The sequence below is a fragment of the Acrocarpospora macrocephala genome (assembly GCF_009687865.1).
Lineage (GTDB): Bacteria > Actinomycetota > Actinomycetes > Streptosporangiales > Streptosporangiaceae > Acrocarpospora > Acrocarpospora macrocephala.
Genome location: NZ_BLAE01000064.1, coordinates 59,376 through 75,022, shown reverse-complemented (window position 1 = coordinate 75,022; position 15,647 = coordinate 59,376). Strand labels below are relative to the sequence as shown.

14 protein-coding genes and 2 pseudogenes are annotated in these 15,647 nt (G+C 69.0%); 9 read left to right on the top strand and 7 right to left on the bottom strand.

Annotation, left to right across the window (positions count from 1 at the left end):
- The first annotated feature begins 4 nt into the window (after positions 1 to 4).
- From Amac_RS41555 to Amac_RS41545, 3 genes are read left to right on the top strand one after another with little or no spacing between them, the layout of a single operon-like run.
- Positions 5 to 838, top strand: coding sequence for a cyclase family protein (locus Amac_RS41555; RefSeq protein ID WP_155359929.1), 834 nt, complete (start codon positions 5 to 7; stop codon positions 836 to 838).
- 3 nt (positions 839 to 841) lie between these two features.
- The gene (locus Amac_RS41550; RefSeq protein ID WP_155359928.1) at positions 842 to 1,498 is read left to right on the top strand and encodes an SRPBCC family protein; all 657 of its coding nucleotides are present in this window, start codon (positions 842 to 844) and stop codon (positions 1,496 to 1,498) included.
- Positions 1,495 to 2,064 carry a carboxymuconolactone decarboxylase family protein gene (locus Amac_RS41545; protein WP_155359927.1) on the top strand — a complete coding sequence of 190 codons (570 nt, stop codon included), beginning with the start codon at positions 1,495 to 1,497 and terminating at the stop codon, positions 2,062 to 2,064. Before Amac_RS41550 ends, Amac_RS41545 begins: the two co-directional genes overlap by 4 nt.
- A 238-nt stretch (positions 2,065 to 2,302) precedes the next feature.
- Here the strand turns inward: Amac_RS41545 and Amac_RS41540 are convergent.
- Positions 2,303 to 2,830: pseudogene (locus Amac_RS41540) on the bottom strand (VOC family protein); the annotation flags it as partial.
- Between Amac_RS41540 and Amac_RS58185 the strand changes: the two are divergent.
- A pseudogene (locus Amac_RS58185) lies at positions 2,811 to 2,957 on the top strand (recombinase family protein); the annotation flags it as partial. The pseudogenes Amac_RS41540 and Amac_RS58185 sit on opposite strands and share 20 nt — an antisense overlap.
- Positions 2,958 to 3,105: 148 nt before the next feature.
- On the top strand, positions 3,106 to 3,927 hold the full coding sequence (locus Amac_RS41530) for a phytanoyl-CoA dioxygenase family protein (protein ID WP_155359925.1): 822 nt from the start codon (positions 3,106 to 3,108) through the stop codon (positions 3,925 to 3,927).
- A 9-nt stretch (positions 3,928 to 3,936) separates the two neighbouring features.
- On the opposite strand, the gene Amac_RS41525 is transcribed toward Amac_RS41530, so the two are convergent.
- The gene (locus tag Amac_RS41525; protein WP_155359924.1) at positions 3,937 to 4,692 is read right to left on the bottom strand and encodes an enoyl-CoA hydratase/isomerase family protein; all 756 of its coding nucleotides are present in this window, start codon (positions 4,690 to 4,692) and stop codon (positions 3,937 to 3,939) included.
- A 218-nt stretch (positions 4,693 to 4,910) separates the two neighbouring features.
- On the opposite strand from Amac_RS41525, the gene Amac_RS55585 reads away from it, so the two are divergent.
- Complete coding sequence (locus Amac_RS55585; RefSeq protein WP_218041601.1) at positions 4,911 to 5,735, top strand: flavin reductase family protein; 825 nt, start codon at positions 4,911 to 4,913, stop codon at positions 5,733 to 5,735.
- Positions 5,736 to 5,740: 5 nt separating this feature from the next.
- A complete protein-coding gene (locus tag Amac_RS41515) occupies positions 5,741 to 7,021 on the top strand; it encodes an aminotransferase family protein (RefSeq protein WP_170322928.1) in 1,281 nt (426 codons plus the stop codon).
- Between the two features lie 20 nt (positions 7,022 to 7,041).
- Here Amac_RS41515 and Amac_RS41510 read toward each other — a convergent pair whose 3' ends face one another.
- The 5 genes from Amac_RS41510 to Amac_RS41490 are packed head-to-tail and all read right to left on the bottom strand — an operon-like array spanning position 7,042 to position 13,014.
- Positions 7,042 to 7,662: a TetR/AcrR family transcriptional regulator gene (locus Amac_RS41510; protein WP_155359922.1), complete on the bottom strand. Its 621-nt coding sequence runs from the start codon at positions 7,660 to 7,662 to the stop codon at positions 7,042 to 7,044.
- 32 nt (positions 7,663 to 7,694) lie between these two features.
- On the bottom strand, positions 7,695 to 9,980 hold the full coding sequence (locus Amac_RS41505) for a CaiB/BaiF CoA-transferase family protein (protein ID WP_155359921.1): 2,286 nt from the start codon (positions 9,978 to 9,980) through the stop codon (positions 7,695 to 7,697).
- Complete coding sequence (locus tag Amac_RS41500; protein WP_155359920.1) at positions 9,977 to 10,291, bottom strand: Dabb family protein; 315 nt, start codon at positions 10,289 to 10,291, stop codon at positions 9,977 to 9,979. Before Amac_RS41500 ends, Amac_RS41505 begins: the two co-directional genes overlap by 4 nt.
- 31 nt (positions 10,292 to 10,322) lie before the next feature.
- A complete protein-coding gene (locus Amac_RS41495; protein WP_170322927.1) occupies positions 10,323 to 11,222 on the bottom strand; it encodes an amidohydrolase family protein in 900 nt (299 codons plus the stop codon).
- 19 nt (positions 11,223 to 11,241) lie between these two features.
- On the bottom strand, positions 11,242 to 13,014 hold the full coding sequence (locus Amac_RS41490; RefSeq protein ID WP_155359918.1) for an acyclic terpene utilization AtuA family protein: 1,773 nt from the start codon (positions 13,012 to 13,014) through the stop codon (positions 11,242 to 11,244).
- 267 nt (positions 13,015 to 13,281) lie between these two features.
- Between Amac_RS41490 and Amac_RS41485 the strand changes: the two genes are divergently transcribed.
- A complete protein-coding gene (locus Amac_RS41485; protein WP_155359917.1) occupies positions 13,282 to 14,457 on the top strand; it encodes an acyl-CoA dehydrogenase family protein in 1,176 nt (391 codons plus the stop codon).
- Between the two features lie 36 nt (positions 14,458 to 14,493).
- Positions 14,494 to 15,639: an LLM class flavin-dependent oxidoreductase gene (locus tag Amac_RS41480; RefSeq protein WP_155359916.1), complete on the top strand. Its 1,146-nt coding sequence runs from the start codon at positions 14,494 to 14,496 to the stop codon at positions 15,637 to 15,639.
- The last annotated feature ends 8 nt before the right edge of the window (positions 15,640 to 15,647 follow it).

The window sequence follows — 15,647 nt, the reverse complement described above, 5'->3', positions numbered from 1 at the left end:
CATCATGCGGATCGTCGACCTGACCCACCCCTGGGGCATCCACACTCCCGGCTGGGTCGGCTACCCGGGCGGCAAGATGTACTACACCCAGAACCTCCAGACCAACCAGATCGTCTCGCAGCGGATCGAGAGTTCCCTGCACAGCGGCACCCACCTGGACGGCCCGATGCACGGCACGGACGGCGGCCTGGACATGGCCTCGCTGCCGCTGACCAAGCTGATCCACCCGGGGGTGATCGTGGACGTCTCCGACGTGGTGTCCGACTGGGACCTCATCGAGCCGGAGCACATCACCGCCAAGGTGGAGGTCCGCAAGGGCGACATCTTGATCATCCACACCGGGTTCATCGACTACTACCAGGGCCGGGAGAAGCAGGACCTGGTCCGCTACTTCACCATGCACCCGGGCGGCAGCGTGCGGCTGGCCAGGTGGATGGCCGACATGGAGATCGCCTGGTGGGGCATCGACGCCGGGTCCGGCGACCACCCGATGAACACCACCATCCGGAACATGCGCCCCGACCTGCTGAAGAAGTTCGAGGCGCACGTGGGCATGAGCTATCAGGAGTTCCTCGGCGAGTACACCTACACTCACCACATGTCCGGCCGGGAGATCACCTCTGACATCTTCCCCATGCACCACCTGGCGTTCCAGGACGGCTGCATCCACGCCGAGAACGTCGGCGGCGATCTGAAGACGGTGCTCAACCAGCGCGCGATCATCGGGGCCTTCCCGTGGAAGATCGAGGGCGGCGAGGCGTGCCCGTGCCGGATCATGGCCTTCTTCGACTGCGGCGCCGACGAGGTCATCGATGGCCTGGCCGGCTGGAAGGGCTGAGCGATGCTGCTCAAGAACGAGTTCGAGCTGGACGCCGACCTGGACCGGGCCTGGGCGCTCCTGACCGACCTGGAACGCATCGCGCCCTGCATGCCGGGGGCGCGGCTGGACGGCCGGGACGGCGACACCTACCTGGGCAGCGTCCGGGTGAAGGTCGGGCCGATCGGCGCGCACTTCACCGGGACCGCCCGGTTCGACCAGCGGGACGACGCGGCCCGGGTCGCGGTGATCGCCGCCAGCGGCAAGGACCCCAAGGGACAGGCCACCGCCGCCGCCCGGATCCACGCCCGGCTGGAGCCGGTCGGCCCGGCCAGGACCCGGGTGCTGATCGACACCGACCTGGACATCTCCGGCCGGATGGCCCAGTTCGGCCGGGGCGCCATCGCCGACGTCAGCAACCGCCTGATCGGCCAGTTCGTCACCAACCTGAGCACCCAGCTGGTGCCCGCCGACACCCCCCAGCAGGCGGCCGCCCCACTGCCGCCGTCGCCGTCGCCGTCGCCGTCGCCGTCGCCGTCGCGGGAGCCGGAGCCGGAGTCGGGCGGTCTCAACGCGCTCGACCTGATCCTCCCGGTGCTCCGGGACCGATACGGCAAGGCGGCGGCCGGCGCCCTGCTGGGCTTCCTGCTCGGCTGGCTCGTCTTCGGACGCCGCCGATGACCGAGCGCCTGCCCCGGCTCACCCCCGCCGACCTGGACCAGGCCCAGCACGCGGTCTACCAGGCCATCGCGGGCGGAGACCGGGCCAAGGGCGTGCAACACTTCCCGCTCACCGCCGCCGACGGCTCGCTCCACGGCCCGTTCGGGATCATGTTGCACGCCCCAGGCGTCGGCCTGGCGTTGCAGGCTCTCGGCGCGGCCGTCCGATTCGGCACCGACCTGACCCCCCGGATCCGGGAGATCGCCATCCTGCAAACGGCGCACGCCACCGGAAGCACCTTCGAGTGGTGGGCACACGAGCGAGTCGGCCGCGCGGCCGGCCTCACCGACCCCGAACTGACCGCCCTCTCCCTCGGCTCCTTCCACTCCGCCGACCCGGCCGAGAACACCGCCGCCACCTTCGTCACGACCCTGCTGACCTCAGCCACGGTCACCGACGCGGAGTTCACGACAGCCTCAAACGTCCTCACCGACCAGCAACTGATCGACCTGACCGTCCTGGTCGGCTACTACCGAACACTGGCCCAACTGCTGACGGTCTTCGCGATAGGCACACCCACCGACTGAGCCCGGCCGACAAGGGCTGCCAGCCGCTGCTTGTGATCGCGGTCGCGCGGGGCGAAGCCACGATGCCCAGCAGCCGGGGGGGACGTACGGGTGCCCACGTGGGACTTCACCGTGAAGTGCGGGGCTCGGCAGTGTGGATGCGTGCTGGGGGCCGTCTGTCGGTGACGGCCCAACCCACCCGGGCCATGACGCATGAGCACACAGGGCTCACGTGTCGAGCTGTCGTTAAGGCTCCGCGTCAGGACGGGGCGAGGACGCAGAACTCGTGGCCCTCCGGGTCGGCCAGGCACGTCCACGGGACGTCGCCCTGGCCGAGGTCGAGGTCGGTGGCGCCGAGGGCCCGCAGCCGGGCCACCTCCGCCGCCTTGTCGTCACCGGGGTACGGCAGCAGGTCAAGATGGACGCGGTCTGGCACGGTCTGCACGCCGGGCGTACGGAGGAACTCGAGATACGGGCCGACACCCTTGGCGGAGCGCAACGTCGCCTGATCGTCAGTCACCTCGTGCAGGGTCCAGTCCATCGCCTCACCCCAGAACCGGGCCATGGCCCGCGGATCCGCGCAGTCGACCACCACCGCGGCGATCGGTCCGGTGTCCCGGTAGATCTCCCGGGGCTCCAGCACGCAGAACTCGTTGCCCTCGGGGTCGGCGAGGACCGTCCACGGCACTTCGCCCTGGCCCACGTGGGCGGGCGTCGCACCGAGAGCCTTCAGGCACGCGACCAACTCCGGCTGATGGGCTGCAGAGGTGGTGGCGAGATCGAGGTGCTCAGTCACATCCGGGTGTCCGGCGCGTTCATCTAGCGGTCGCACCGAGCACCGGCCCGCGCTGCTGAAGGCGCTGTCCCACATCCGCGACGGGGACATGCTGACCGTCCAGGAGGTCGACCGTCTCGGCCGCAACCTCCTCGGAGGACTGATCGTTGGTCTGCGTCTCCCGCCCCTCGTGCCCGGTACTTGTGCTCGACGCTTGGTTCTGATATCACGCTGTGGCAGACACTCAACCGACTGGTCGGTCGAGTCTCGGACAGAAAGGCCGCCAAATGAAGCTACTGAACGAGGGCCCCGTGGTCTCGGACCAGCAAGTCGCCGACTACCGAGCCAACGGATGGGCGAGGATTCCCGGGCTGATCCCCGTGGAGCAGGCGCTGGAGCTGAAAGCGCGCCTCGAACTGCTGCGGGCCCGCAGCGAGGAACTGACCCCGGACCCTGAGCGCATCCGCTCGCGCGGGCAGAAGCACATCGGAGCCGAACCGAGCCGCCGTCAGCATGTGATGTACGAGAACCCCGGCGACTACGACCACCTCTTCCACGCGGTCACCTACTCGCGGCGGATGGGAGAGACGGCGGCCCGATTCCTGGAGGCCGAGAGCGTCCGCTACCTCCGTTCAACGATCTTCGAGAAGGTCGCCGAGTCGGCGGGCAACGCCGCCACGAACCTGCACCAGGACTTCCCCTACCTGCCGGTCGACCGCTCCGGCACGATCACCATCTGGCTCGCGCTCTGCGAGGTGGCTCCGGACATGGGCCCGCTCCAGTTCGTCAGCGGCAGCCACACCTTCGGCTCACTGGGAAGAGACGCCCAGACGAACGTCCGCCCCGACTTCGTCGCGCAGCAGTACGCCAGACACGCGTGGCCGCTGACCGACCCTTCGGCGATGAAGCCGGGCGACGCGACCATTCACGCGGACCTCACCATCCACGGAGCGGCCCGCAACACGACCGACAGACCACGAACCGGGTTCGCGATGACCTACATGCGATCCGACGTCCTCTACACCGGTGCGCCCTGGCGCCACACCGACGCTCTGGGCCTTGAGCCGAACAAGCCGTTCGACCACGAGATGTTCCCAATCCTGACGTGACACCAGGACCTATCGCCCCTTCCACACCGGCGCTCGCTTCTCCGCGAAGGCTCGGGGGCCTTCGCGGGCGTCTTCGCTGGTGTACGCCTTGCGGAACAACCACTCGCTGGGTTCCCTGGCCATCGTCGGACCCAGGTCGGCGGCCAGCCCGACCATCCGCTTGCCGGCCCGGACGCTGAGCGGGGCGTTCGCCGCGATCTCTTCGGCCATCTGGAGCGCGGCATCGAGCACCTGGCCGTCCGGGACGATGGCGTTGGCCAGCCCGACCTCGTACGCCCTCCGCGCGCTCAGCGGCCGGCCGGTCAGCAGCAACTCCATCATGATGCGCTGCGGCACCATCGAGATGAGTGGCGTCGCCCAGGGAGCCCCACGCCCGCGCTTCGCCTCGGTGATCGCGAACGTGGCGCTCTCGCCGACGACGCACAGGTCACAGCTCTGCGCCAGGTAGAACCCTCCGGCCAGCGCCGGGCCCGCCACGGCGGCGATCGTCGGCTTCTCCAGTGCTCCGGTGCTGCCCGTGAGCTGCATCCACTCCGCGGGCACTTCGCCGAGCGCCGCGTCCGCCATCTCCTTCATGTCGCCACCGGCGCAGAAGACCGGCCCTTCCGCCGCGACCACCGCGCAGCGCAGCTCCTCGTCGGCCTCGAAGGCGTCGAAAGCCTCCCGCAACTGCTGTCGCATCGCGAAGTTCAGCGCGTTGCGCTTGTCAGCTCGGCGAAGAGTGATCACGCCAACGTGGGCGACGCGCTCCAAGGAAACCAACACGGTATGTCCTCCAGCGATCGATACTGAGCCGACTGGTCGGTCGGCTCCGCGATACCCTACTGCGTGGAGAACTCCTGCCTACGGGCACCCGACGGTGGTGACGCGTTGACGACCCCATCCAGCAGCCTCTTGACCCGGCCGATCGCTGCGGTTAAATTCAAGCCCAGGTTCCCGACCGACTAGTCGGTCGAACACCGGCTAGACGCTGGAGGCAGGGCATGAAGGTAGTTGTCGAACTCGCGGCAGAGCGGATCACCATCGCCGAGCCGGAGGATTTCCATAGCCTGTCGGTGACGGCGGTGGGGGACGGCGACGCTCGCGACCTGCTCCAGCGGGTGCTGACCGGCGAGGGGGCGGGCGAACTCCGCGACGGCCACGTGTGGCTCTCAGTCGGGTGGTTGGCGCGCCGGCTCGGTTTCCCCGCAGATCCGGGGTTCGACGCGATGATCGACTACGCGCGCTCAAGAGGCTGGTTCTCCGACTCGCCCGAGCAGGTGCGCGCGCACGTCGAATGGGAAACCGGCCATGCGGTCGTGCGTACCCTGCCCAACCGGGGGAGGACCGTCTCATCCCAGGAATACCGGCATGTTCTCGGCCACTTCGTCACCGGCGTGACGGTGGTGACCGCGATGTCCGGCGGGCAGCCGATCGGATTCACCTGCCAGTCGATGAGCGCCCTGTCCCTGGACCCGCCACTGATCCTGATCTGCCCCGGCAAGGGCTCCACCACCTGGCCCAGGATCGCGGCCGCGGGAACCTTCGCCGTCAACCTGCTCAGCGCCGAGCAGGGCTCCATCTGCTCCGCCTTCGCTCGCTCCGGCTCGGACAAGTTCGACGGAGTCGCCTGGAACCCCGGCGACCTGACCGGCGCGCCGGTCCTGGACGACGTCCTGGGCTGGCTCGAATGCGAGATCCAGGACATTCACGAAGGCGGGGACCACTGGATCGTCACGGCAAGGGTGCTGGACCTGGAGGCGCACCAGCGCAACCCCCTCACCTTCTTCCGCGGGCGTCTCAACGAGGCCCACGCCTACACAGGATGAAGAACATGTCGTATGTGCACCCGATGTGGCACCACTCGGTCCTCGCGCCGGAACACGCGCCGGCACCGGTCGTCCTGGAGCGCGCCGAAGGCGTCTACCTGTGGGACCGCGAAGGCAACAGGTACATCGACGGACTGGCGTCCTTCGGGGCCTGCATCGTCGGCCACGGCAGACCGGAGTTGGCGCAGGCCGCGTACGACCAGATGAGCAGCGGCGCCCACCTCGCCCCGGTCTTCGGCTGCACCAACGACGTTTCACGGCGGCTCGCCGAACGCCTCCTCGCCCTCACCGGACATTCCGGGGGCAGCGTGCGCTTCGCGACGAGCGGCTCAGAGGCCGTCGAGGCCGCCTTCCGTATCGCCCTCAACTACCACCTGAACAGGGGCGACACGGAGCGCCGGATCATCCTGGCCACCGAGGGCTCCTACCACGGCACGACCGTGGCCACCCTGGCCGCCGCCGGCCGCGGCGAGAACCGCCATTTCATGAGGGACCTCGACGACATGTTCGTCAGGCTCCCGGCGACTCCCCAACAGGAGGAGGCGGCCTCGGCCGAGTTCCTCGAAGCGCTGCGATCCACGATCGAGCGCGTCGGCCCCCACCGCATCGCGGCGTTCGTCGCCGAACCCATCCCGGTCAGCTTCGGCATCCGCATCCCGCACCACGACCACTGGCGCAAGGTCAAAGAACTCCTGCACGAGCACGGCATCCTCTACATCGCCGACGAGGTCCTCAACGGCTTCGGCCGGACCGGCGAACTCTTCGCGGAGCAGCACTTCGGCGTGACCGGCGACCTGATCACCATGAGCAAGGGACTGTCCTCCGGCTACTTCCCGATCAGCGCCTGCGTCGCGTCCGCCGCGGTGACGGCCGCCTTCGACGAGTACGGCGAACGCGCCCTGCGCCACATGGGCACCTACTCGGCCCACGCGGCGGGCTGCGCCGTGGCGATGCGCACCATCGACATCATCGAGGACGAGGCACTGGTCGAGAACGCCCGCATCCAGGGCGCTCGCGTGGGCGCGGGCCTGACCGCCCTGGCCGCCGAGTTCCCCGGCCGCGTACACCCCCCGACCGGCCTCGGGCTCTTCTGGACGGTCGTGCTGAACCCGGACGGCGACCGCCAACTCGCGCGAGAGGTGCTGGCGGAATGCCGCGCCCGCGGCATGATCACCCAGGCCAACGGCAATGTCCTCTACTTCTACCTGCCGCTCGTCGTGACCGCCGAAGAGGTGGACGAGTCACTGGTGATCCTGTCGGAGAGCTTCCGCGCGGTACTCAAGTAGCGGTGCTCAAGTAGGGCCTTTCAGTTGGTGCTCGCGATCCCCCGCTGAACGATGCTCCAGAACGCGTCCGCGATCTCCTCGGTCGTGTTGGGCCCTTCCGGCTGATACCAGTGGTACGCCCAGTTGCACATGCCCGAGATCGCGAGCGCCACGAGATGCGAGTCGACCTCCCGGAACTCGCCCGTCTCCTGCCCCTTGTTGATGGTCCTGGTCACCTCGTCCCAGAACCGCGCCCGCTTGACGTCGATCTCGTCGCGCTTGGCCCGGGACAGCTCCCGGTAGTGCTCGAAGAACACGCGGACGTGCCCCTTGTGCGTCTCCATCAGCGACAGGATGTCCCCGATCGTCGCCCGGATCTCGTCCGTGGGCGAGGCCGTCGCCGCTCTGGACGACTGCTTCTCCACCAGGAGATCGATGAACTCGTCGTGGATCGAGTGAAGGATCTCCTCCTTGCTCCGGAAGTAGTGGTAGATCGTCGGCTTCGCCATCTGAACCGCGCGAGCGATCTCGTCCATGGAGGTACGGGCGTAGCCCAGCTCGTCGAACAGCACCGCGGACTTGCTGACGATGTACTGCCGTCTGCGGTCTGCCGCCGCGGTCGGGCGGTGCGGTTTCTCGCCGGAGAGCTCGGCTGGGGGCATCTGCGTCCAATCTCGAGGCCGTAAGAGCCACCTTACTGAGGGTCCGCAGGCCGGCTCGACTCGTGGGTGATCTCGATCGCACCCGACCGGGAGAGCGCGGCGATCGCGTCATCCGTCATCCCGAGCACAGTACGGAGCACGAGAAGGGTGTGCTCACCGAGCAGGGGGCCTGGAGACCTGGCAGGAAATCGCATCTCCCCGAGCCGCCAGGGCACACTGAGGACGAGCTGTTCCCCCAGGTACCGGTGCGGCACCGGGGTGATCCGGGCGCGCGGATCCGACTGCACCTGCTCGAAGGTGCGCACGGCCGCCACGGGAATGCCGAGCGCCGCCAGCTTGACCTCCAGCTGTGCCCCCTCGCTCAAGGCGCAGGTCTCGTCGAGCGCGGCGGCGAACTCCGCGGGACCTGGCTCGCCGGACAGGCCGAGGAAGCCCGCGAGATCGCCGCGTTCGGTATCCGTCCTGGCTGTGAGGGCCAGCCACTCGTCCTCCCCGGCGCACCGCCAGGTCCCGTACGGCCAGAAGGCCCGGTGACCGTTCCCCGGCACGGCGAGCTCGGCACCCCCTTCCACCGCCGCCACGCCGACACGTTCCAGCGCGACCAGCGCCTCCGTCTGGGACAGGTCGACGTGACACCCCTCCCCGGTCTCCTCCAGGCGCAACAGAGCCCCCAGCAGCGAGACCAAGGCATGATCTGCCCCGTTCGGATCCCCCAGCGCGGGATTGAAGAGGCCGACCAGATCGTCGGCGGAGTAACCCACCATGGAGTCCAGACCGGCGAGCCCGGACATCACCGGGGCGTACCCGCCGAGCCCGCTCATCGGCCCGTCCTGACCGAGCAGCGACATGGACAGCATGACCAGCCGCGGATTCCGCCGGGCCAGGTCCTCGTACGCCAGCCCGCGCCGCCCCAGCACACCCGGTCGAAGGTTCTCCACGACGACGTCGACCCGCGCGGCCAGATCCCTGATCAGCGCGGCCCCTTCGGCGGTGGTGAAGTCCACGGCGATGGACTTCTTCGCATGATTGACCTGGTTGTAGTACGGCGTCGCCTCCAGCGGCGGCCCGGGCACGGTCGCGCCGTTGCGGATGGCCGGACCCCGCACCCGCGTCGGGTCCGGACGTCCACGGTTCTCGACCTTGATGACGTCGGCACCCAGATCGGCCAGCCCCGCCGTCACCATAGGCCCCGACCAGGCCCAGGACAGGTCGAGCACCCGCAGGCCGGCCAGCGGTGCCGCCGGGCTCGGCGACCACGATTCCAGGGCGACCCGCGCACCCTCCGCCGCGGCCTCCCGCGGCACCCGGATCCGCCACGGCGGGCCAGGCTCGCGGCGGCCGTCCGCTCCGGTGACGAAGAAGCCCCGATGCTCGAACTGCGGCAGGTTCATGGAGTCGCGCAACGACAGCACCGGCGCCATCGGGAAGCGGTGCCTGTCGCTGAGAGCGAAAGCCTCATCCCGGGTCAGGGTCGCGAACCACGCTTTGAGATGGACGTCGGCTTCGTCGGCGTGGAGCCGCGCCACCTCACGGGGGTCCTGGAACTTCTCGTCACGGCTCCACGACGGGTTGCCCATGGCTTCGAGCAGCCCCACCCAGTCCGAGTCGGTCCGGCACATGACCGACACCCAGCCGTCCGAGCACTCGAACATCGCGGCCGGGTACGAGCCCCCCGACATGCTGGCGCGCGCTCCGTCACGCGCCCAGGGCCGCTCGTACGGCAGGAAGTTGGAGGCGATCTGACCGGCGTAGTACGTCAGTACGTCCGTCGGCGACAACGACCAGCGCTGACCGCGCGTTCCGGATCGCCGCGCCAGGAGCAGCCCCAGCAGCGCCATCGCCGCGGCCTCGGTCCCGACGTGGTAGTAGGGCAGGTCCAGCGGAAGCGTGAGCGGCGCCATCCCCGGGTTCCCGATGGCCCAGGACATGCCCGCGGCGGCGCTCGCCGTGATGGCCGCGCCGTCGGCGCCCCCGGTGTCGATGTCGACCAGGATCGTCGTGTCCGGCTGCCTCGACGCGATGAGCGCCGCGAACTCCCGCACCCGCCGGTCGCAGGCGCTGTGCTGCGCTGCGTCGGTGATGACGACGTCGAACGACTCCTGGAGAAGCCCCGCCGGTTCCCTGATGATCTTGCCCCGGTGGATGGACGCGGTGAACCCGTCCAGGTTTTCGGGCGCGCAGTCCGCCAGCAGAGGCCCGTCCAGCCGGGTCACTCTGGCCCCGAGCTGCCGGGCGAGCAGGCCCGCGTAGGCGGCGGCCGGCGTCACCGAGATCTCCAGGACGTGCAGGCCGTCGAGAGGTTCGTGGGCAGGGCTCATGCCCGTTCCCCCGGGAACTCGAAGTCGAAGATACGCACCCGGTAGTCGTGGGACTTCAACCACGCGCTCAACCGGCGATGGGCAGGGTCCGACTTGTACGCCTCCAGGTCGTCCTGACCGCCGAACTCCAGGCTCAGGACGTACCCGGGACCGGGCTCCTCCGGCTTGGTGAAGAGAGCCGGTCCGATCCGGACCTGGCGGAGGCCGGGGATTTCCTGCCGCCAGGTGCTGACGATGGCGGTCATCTCGGCGGCGTCGCCGGGAGAGAAGGACTCGTCGAAGCCGAAGAACACTACGCGCTGGACACTCATGGGTCTGCTCTCGGGGGGTCGGGGTGGTCGTTCAGGAGGCCGGGGCGGGATCGGCCCTGTCCCAGCCGAGAAGCGACCGGAGCGTCCCGCCGTACAGCAGGGAGAGCGCGTCCGTGTCGAGGCCGGGGATGTGCGACAGGTAGTGCGTGCCCTCCCAGTACGAGTGCAGCCCGTTGGTACGGGTGAAGTCGCTGCCCCACATCACCCGATCCACCCCGTACGCGTCGAGGAGCCGGCGGATCGGATCCCACAGGTCGCGAAACGGGAAAAGCTCACTGGACAGGGAGGGTGCCCCGGTGAGTTTCAGGCTCACGTTGGGGATCTCCGCCAGCCCGAGCACGGCGTCGAGGTGCTCCCACGGCCGCTCCGGCCGGGCCGCGCCGAGCAGCGGCGGCGCCAGCCCCACACCGAGGTGGTCGATCATGAACCTGAGGTCGCCGTACTCGCGGAGCACGGCCACCAGGCGCGGGTCGACCGGGTGGGCGAGCGAGAAGGCGACCGCGAGGCCGAGCGCCCGGCAGGCGCCCAGCACACGGGTGAACTCGCCGCGCTCATGCCGGCCGGGCTCCCGCAGCCCGAGGATCCGCACCCCCAGCAGGCCGCGCCCGGCGTCGGCGGCGAGCTGGTCCTCGACGTCGCCGGCCAGGTGGTCGATCCAGCCGACGACCCCGAACTTGCGCGGGAACCGGGCGGCGGCGGTCAGTTCGAAGTCGCTCTGCTCGCCGTACACGCCGACGGGGGTCAGGATTCCGCCGTCGACGCCGACCTCCGCCATGGCGATCAGGACCGTCTCCGGGTCGGCCGACTGGCCGGCGTGGATGAGGAACTGGTTACGCCCGGAGGGCAGCTGGCCCGGCCGGTACTCCTTGACCCAGGGCCGGGTCGGATGGTCGGTCCGCCAGCAGTGGATCTGTGCGTCCAGGATCTCCAAGATTCCACTCCTCCGCTGGTCAGGAGACGAGCCGGGCAGGCGCTTCGACGGTCATCGAGCCCAGGAACTCGCCCAGGCCCTTGGCTTGGGCGTCCACCCGGGTGCTGGACGCGACGCCCTCCTCCAGCCACCCGTGGACTAGGAAGTTCATGGCGCGGAGCTTGGGGAAGACGTGCCGGTGCACGGTCAGGTCGCGCGCTTCGGTGAGAAGTTCCTTGAGCTTGTCCACGGTGAGGAAGGCGCGCAGCCACTCGAACGCGTCGTCCGTCTCCGCCCACACGCCGAGGTTGGCCAGGCCCGCCTTGTCGCCGGAGCGGGTGCCGATGAACGCGTCCAGCCGGGTCGAGACGACGGGGCCGGCCACGACGACCGGGGTGTCGTCCACGGGCTCGGTGTCCGGCGGGGGAAGCTCGGTTCCTGAGGCCGGCCAGGGGACGCCGATCCTGGTGCCGTCCGCCAGCACGATCGCCTGCTCGACGACCGCCTTCGGGATCAACGTCGGCCACTGCACCCCGAACAACCGCTCCTTCGCGGGGGGCGTGAACGTGTAGAAGCCGGGGATGCTGGAGGTGCCGAGCTGGGTGATCCGGTCGGAGAAGTTGACCCGCGAGACCCGGCCGCGGTCCTTGTCCTTGGCGTTGATGACGATGAACGCCGTGGACTCGTCGTAGCTGCCGGCCGTGGGCGTGACCGGGCCGATCCTGGTCCAGCGGAAGCCGTCGAAGGACTCCGGCGCGCCGACGGCCGCGGTGACCTGCTGCCGCAGCCAGGCCTCCTTCTGTTCGATCCGCCCGCCGGTGAGGCCGATGGTCACCTGGTTGCGGTAGCCGCCCTCGTACGCGAGCGAGAGCTTCAACTGAGCCGTCGGCGGCAACCCCTTGGTCGCCTTGACCAGCACACGGTCGGGGCCGACCCGCTCCAGCTCCGTCGAGGCCAGATCGGCGATGACGTCGGGATTGTGGTAGTACCTGCTCCCCACCTCGTAGAGCAGCTGAGCGGTCACGGTCCCGATGTCCACCACGCCGCCCGACCCGTGGGACTTGGTGATGACCGCGCTGCCGTCGGCCCTGATCTCGGCGATGGGCATGCCCGGCAGGCCCAGATCGGCGAAGTCGTCGAAGTTGGCGTAGTTGCCGCCCGTCGCCTGGCAGCCGCATTCGATGACATGCCCGGCCACCAGCGCGCCGGCCAGGGCGTCCCAGTCGTCGGCCGCCCAGTCGAACTTCCAGGCCGCGGCGCCGATGACCAGGGCGGCGTCGGTGACGCGGGGGCAGATGACGATGTCCGCGCCCTGGCGCAGCGCTGCCACGATCGGCCAGGCGCCGAGGTAGGCGTTGGCGGTCAGCACGGGCTGTTTGTCGATGTCCAGGATCTCGCCGGTGTCGATGTTGGCGAACGTGGCGCCCGCCTCCCGGAGCTCGGTCAGGCTGTCGATCTGGTTGTCGCCGCTCACCGCGATGATGTCGAGGTCGATCCCGAGCTCCGCGGTCAGCTCCCGCAGCCGAGTCGCGCACGCCTCCGGTTCGAGACCGCCGGCGTTGGTGACGAGCTTGATGCCGCGCGCCTTGATGTCGGCCAGGTTGTCGCGGACCTGGTGGAGGAAGCCTTCGGCGTACCCCACGCCGCCGCGCATCTGGTTCTTCCGCAGCACCAGCATCGTCAGCTCGGCGAGGTAGTCGCCGGTCAGGACCTCGCAGTCGCTCGCGATGAGCTCCTGGACGGCGGTGTGGCGGTCGCCGTAGTAGGCGGAGAACTGGCCGACGCGGAGCGCGTTCTGGTCGCGCGAAGTCATGAGGCGATCCCTTCGGGTCTGTGCTCAGAGATGCCGATCGGCGACCGGTTCAGTCGAGCGAATCAGCTCGTGCGCGAGCGGACCTAGCCCTAGGCAACCAACGCGAAACAAGTTTCGTCAAGATACTCGGCGAAATTGTCGACACTATTGACCGACCAAAATTTCGGCGTTACGTTGTGCCAACCGTAGACCGTTCGGTAGTTGTGAGCGCCCGCTCCCACCTACGCCAGCGGGGCTGGCAGAGCCTACAGAAACCGGGACGAACCGATGGAACCTTTCACTCATCTGGAGCAGAACAAGGACCTGCGCGCCGCTGTGAAGCAGCTGTGCGGCCGGTTCGACCTCGAGTACTGGGACAGCTGCGACAAGGAGCACCGGTTCCCGGAGGAGTTCTTCAACGCCTTCGCCGAGGCCGGCTTCCTGGGCACCACCATCCCCGAGGAGTACGGCGGCGGGGGCGGCACCATGCGCGACCTCATCGCCATCCTGGAGGAGGTGGGGGCGTCAGGCGGCGCCCTCAACGCCTGTAGCACCGTGCACACGCCGCTGCTCTGCGTCCCCACCCTGCTCAAGTACGGCACCGAGGAGCAGCGCAAGTCCTTCTTGCCCCGGATCGCGGCGGGCGACCTGTTCGTGACGTTCGGCGTGACCGAGCCCGACGCCGGCACGGACACGACGCAGACCTCCACCCGCGCGACGCCCACGGAGGGCGGCTACCTGGTCAACGGAACCAAGGTCTGGAACACCGGCGCCCTCCGGGGACAGAAGATCCTCCTCCTGGCCCGCACCTCGACCCCGGAGGCGCACCAGCGCAAGGGTGAGGGACTCACGCTCTTCCTCACCGACCTCCACGCGGACACCACCGACATCCGGACCATCCCGAAAATCGGCCGCAACGCGCTCGCCTCCTGCGAGGTCTTCTTCCACGACCACTTCGTCCCCGACACCGACGTCGTGGGCCAGGTCGGCCTGGGCTTCTACCATCTCCTGGACAGCCTCAACGGCGAGCGGCTCTACCTGGCCGGCGAGGCGCTCGGACTCGCTCGCTGGGCGTTGGAGAACGCGTCCAGATACGCGCAGGAACGCACCGTGTTCGGGCGGCCCATCGGCAAGAACCAGGGTGTCCAGCATCCCCTGGCCGCCGCCTATCTCGACGTGCTCGCCGCCGGCCTGGTCGTCTACCGGGCCGTGGAGGACTACGAAACGCACGGCGCAGCCAAGATCGGGCTGGTCGCGAACGCCGCCAAGCTGCTCGCCACCGAGGCCTCGTTCAAAGCGCACGACGCGGCGATGCAGGTGTTCGGCGGGTACTCCTTCGCCCGCGAATACCACATCGGCAGGCACTGGATCGAGTCACGACTCCAGCGCATCGCGCCGGTCAACAACGAGATGGTCCTCAACTACGTCGCCGAGCGCGCGCTCGGCCTTGCGCGCAGCTACTGATAGGACAGATAACAGATGGCATACTTCGGCCCTCCGATGAAGTTCGGTATCTTTCTCGGCCCCTGGCACAAGGTCGGCATGAACCCGACGCTCGCGCTCCAGCGCGACCTCGAACTGATCGAGCTGCTGGACCGCCTCGGCTTCGACGAGGCGTGGTACGGCGAGCACCACTCCGGAGGCGTTGAGATCCTGGCCTCGCCCGAGCTGATGATCGCCGCCGCCGCCCAGCGCACCCGGCGCATCAAGCTCGGCACGGGCGTGGCCTCGCTGCCGTACCATCAGCCGTTCATGCTGGCCGACCGTATTCTGCAGCTCGACCATCTGACCCGCGGCCGCATGATGTTCGGTGTGGGGCCGGGCCAGCTGCTGAAGGACGCCCGGATGATGGGCATCGAGACCTCGACCCAGCGGGAGCGCATGGAGGAGGCACTGCAGGTGATCCTGCGCCTCTTCAAGGGCGAGACGGTCACCCACAAGTCCGACTGGTTCGAGTTGCGGGACGCCGTGCTGCAGATGAAGCCGTACTCGGACTTCGACGTCGCGGTGACCGCGGCCGTCTCGCCGTCCGGGCCGAAGCTGGCCGGACGGCTGGGCACCGGCATGTTGTCGCTGGCGGCCACCGACCCCGTCGGCGTCGAGCGTCTCGGCCAGCACTGGGACATCGTGCAGACCGAGGCCAAGGAGCACGGCCAGGTCATCGACCGCTCGTCGTGGCGCCTGGTCGGCCCCATGCACATCGCCGAAACTCTGGAGCAGGCCAAGAAGGACGTCGAGTACGGTCTCCTGTGGATCACGCAGTACCTACGCCACATCTCGCCTCACTCGCGGGGCACCTACGACAACCTGGACAAGCTGGTCGACGACATGAACGAGTCGGGCGCCGGCGTCATCGGCACTCCCGAGATGGCCATCGCGCAGCTGGAACGCCTCGACGAGAAGTCGGGCGGCTTCGGCACCTACCTGATCCAGGGCTTCAACGCGGCGCGGTGGCCGGCCACGCAGCGCAGCTACGAACTGTTCGCCGAGGAGGTCATCCCGCACTTCACCGGCCAGCTCGACGTGGTGCGGGCCAGCTACGACGCGGTCGTCGCGAGCGGCACCGAGGCCGCCGAGGTCACCGCGCGGGCCCAGGCGGACGCGACCGCGGCCTACCGCCAGGAGCGGGCCGGCCGCCAGGGCTGAACTCCCCC

Bases quoted from the DNA above. Each gene is read 5' to 3' on its own strand.
- Amac_RS41555 (WP_155359929.1), top strand. From the start codon at position 5: ATGCGGATCGTCGACCTGACCCACCCCTGGGGCATCCACACTCCCGGC.
- Amac_RS41550 (WP_155359928.1), top strand. From the start codon at position 842: ATGCTGCTCAAGAACGAGTTCGAGCTGGACGCCGACCTGGACCGGGCC.
- Amac_RS41545 (WP_155359927.1), top strand. From the start codon at position 1,495: ATGACCGAGCGCCTGCCCCGGCTCACCCCCGCCGACCTGGACCAGGCC.
- Amac_RS41530 (WP_155359925.1), top strand. From the start codon at position 3,106: ATGAAGCTACTGAACGAGGGCCCCGTGGTCTCGGACCAGCAAGTCGCC.
- Amac_RS55585 (WP_218041601.1), top strand. From the start codon at position 4,911: ATGAAGGTAGTTGTCGAACTCGCGGCAGAGCGGATCACCATCGCCGAG.
- Amac_RS41515 (WP_170322928.1), top strand. From the start codon at position 5,741: ATGTCGTATGTGCACCCGATGTGGCACCACTCGGTCCTCGCGCCGGAA.
- Amac_RS41510 (WP_155359922.1), bottom strand. From the start codon at position 7,662: ATGCCCCCAGCCGAGCTCTCCGGCGAGAAACCGCACCGCCCGACCGCG.
- Amac_RS41505 (WP_155359921.1), bottom strand. From the start codon at position 9,980: ATGAGCCCTGCCCACGAACCTCTCGACGGCCTGCACGTCCTGGAGATC.
- Amac_RS41500 (WP_155359920.1), bottom strand. From the start codon at position 10,291: ATGAGTGTCCAGCGCGTAGTGTTCTTCGGCTTCGACGAGTCCTTCTCT.
- Amac_RS41490 (WP_155359918.1), bottom strand. From the start codon at position 13,014: ATGACTTCGCGCGACCAGAACGCGCTCCGCGTCGGCCAGTTCTCCGCC.
- Amac_RS41485 (WP_155359917.1), top strand. From the start codon at position 13,282: ATGGAACCTTTCACTCATCTGGAGCAGAACAAGGACCTGCGCGCCGCT.
- Amac_RS41480 (WP_155359916.1), top strand. From the start codon at position 14,494: ATGAAGTTCGGTATCTTTCTCGGCCCCTGGCACAAGGTCGGCATGAAC.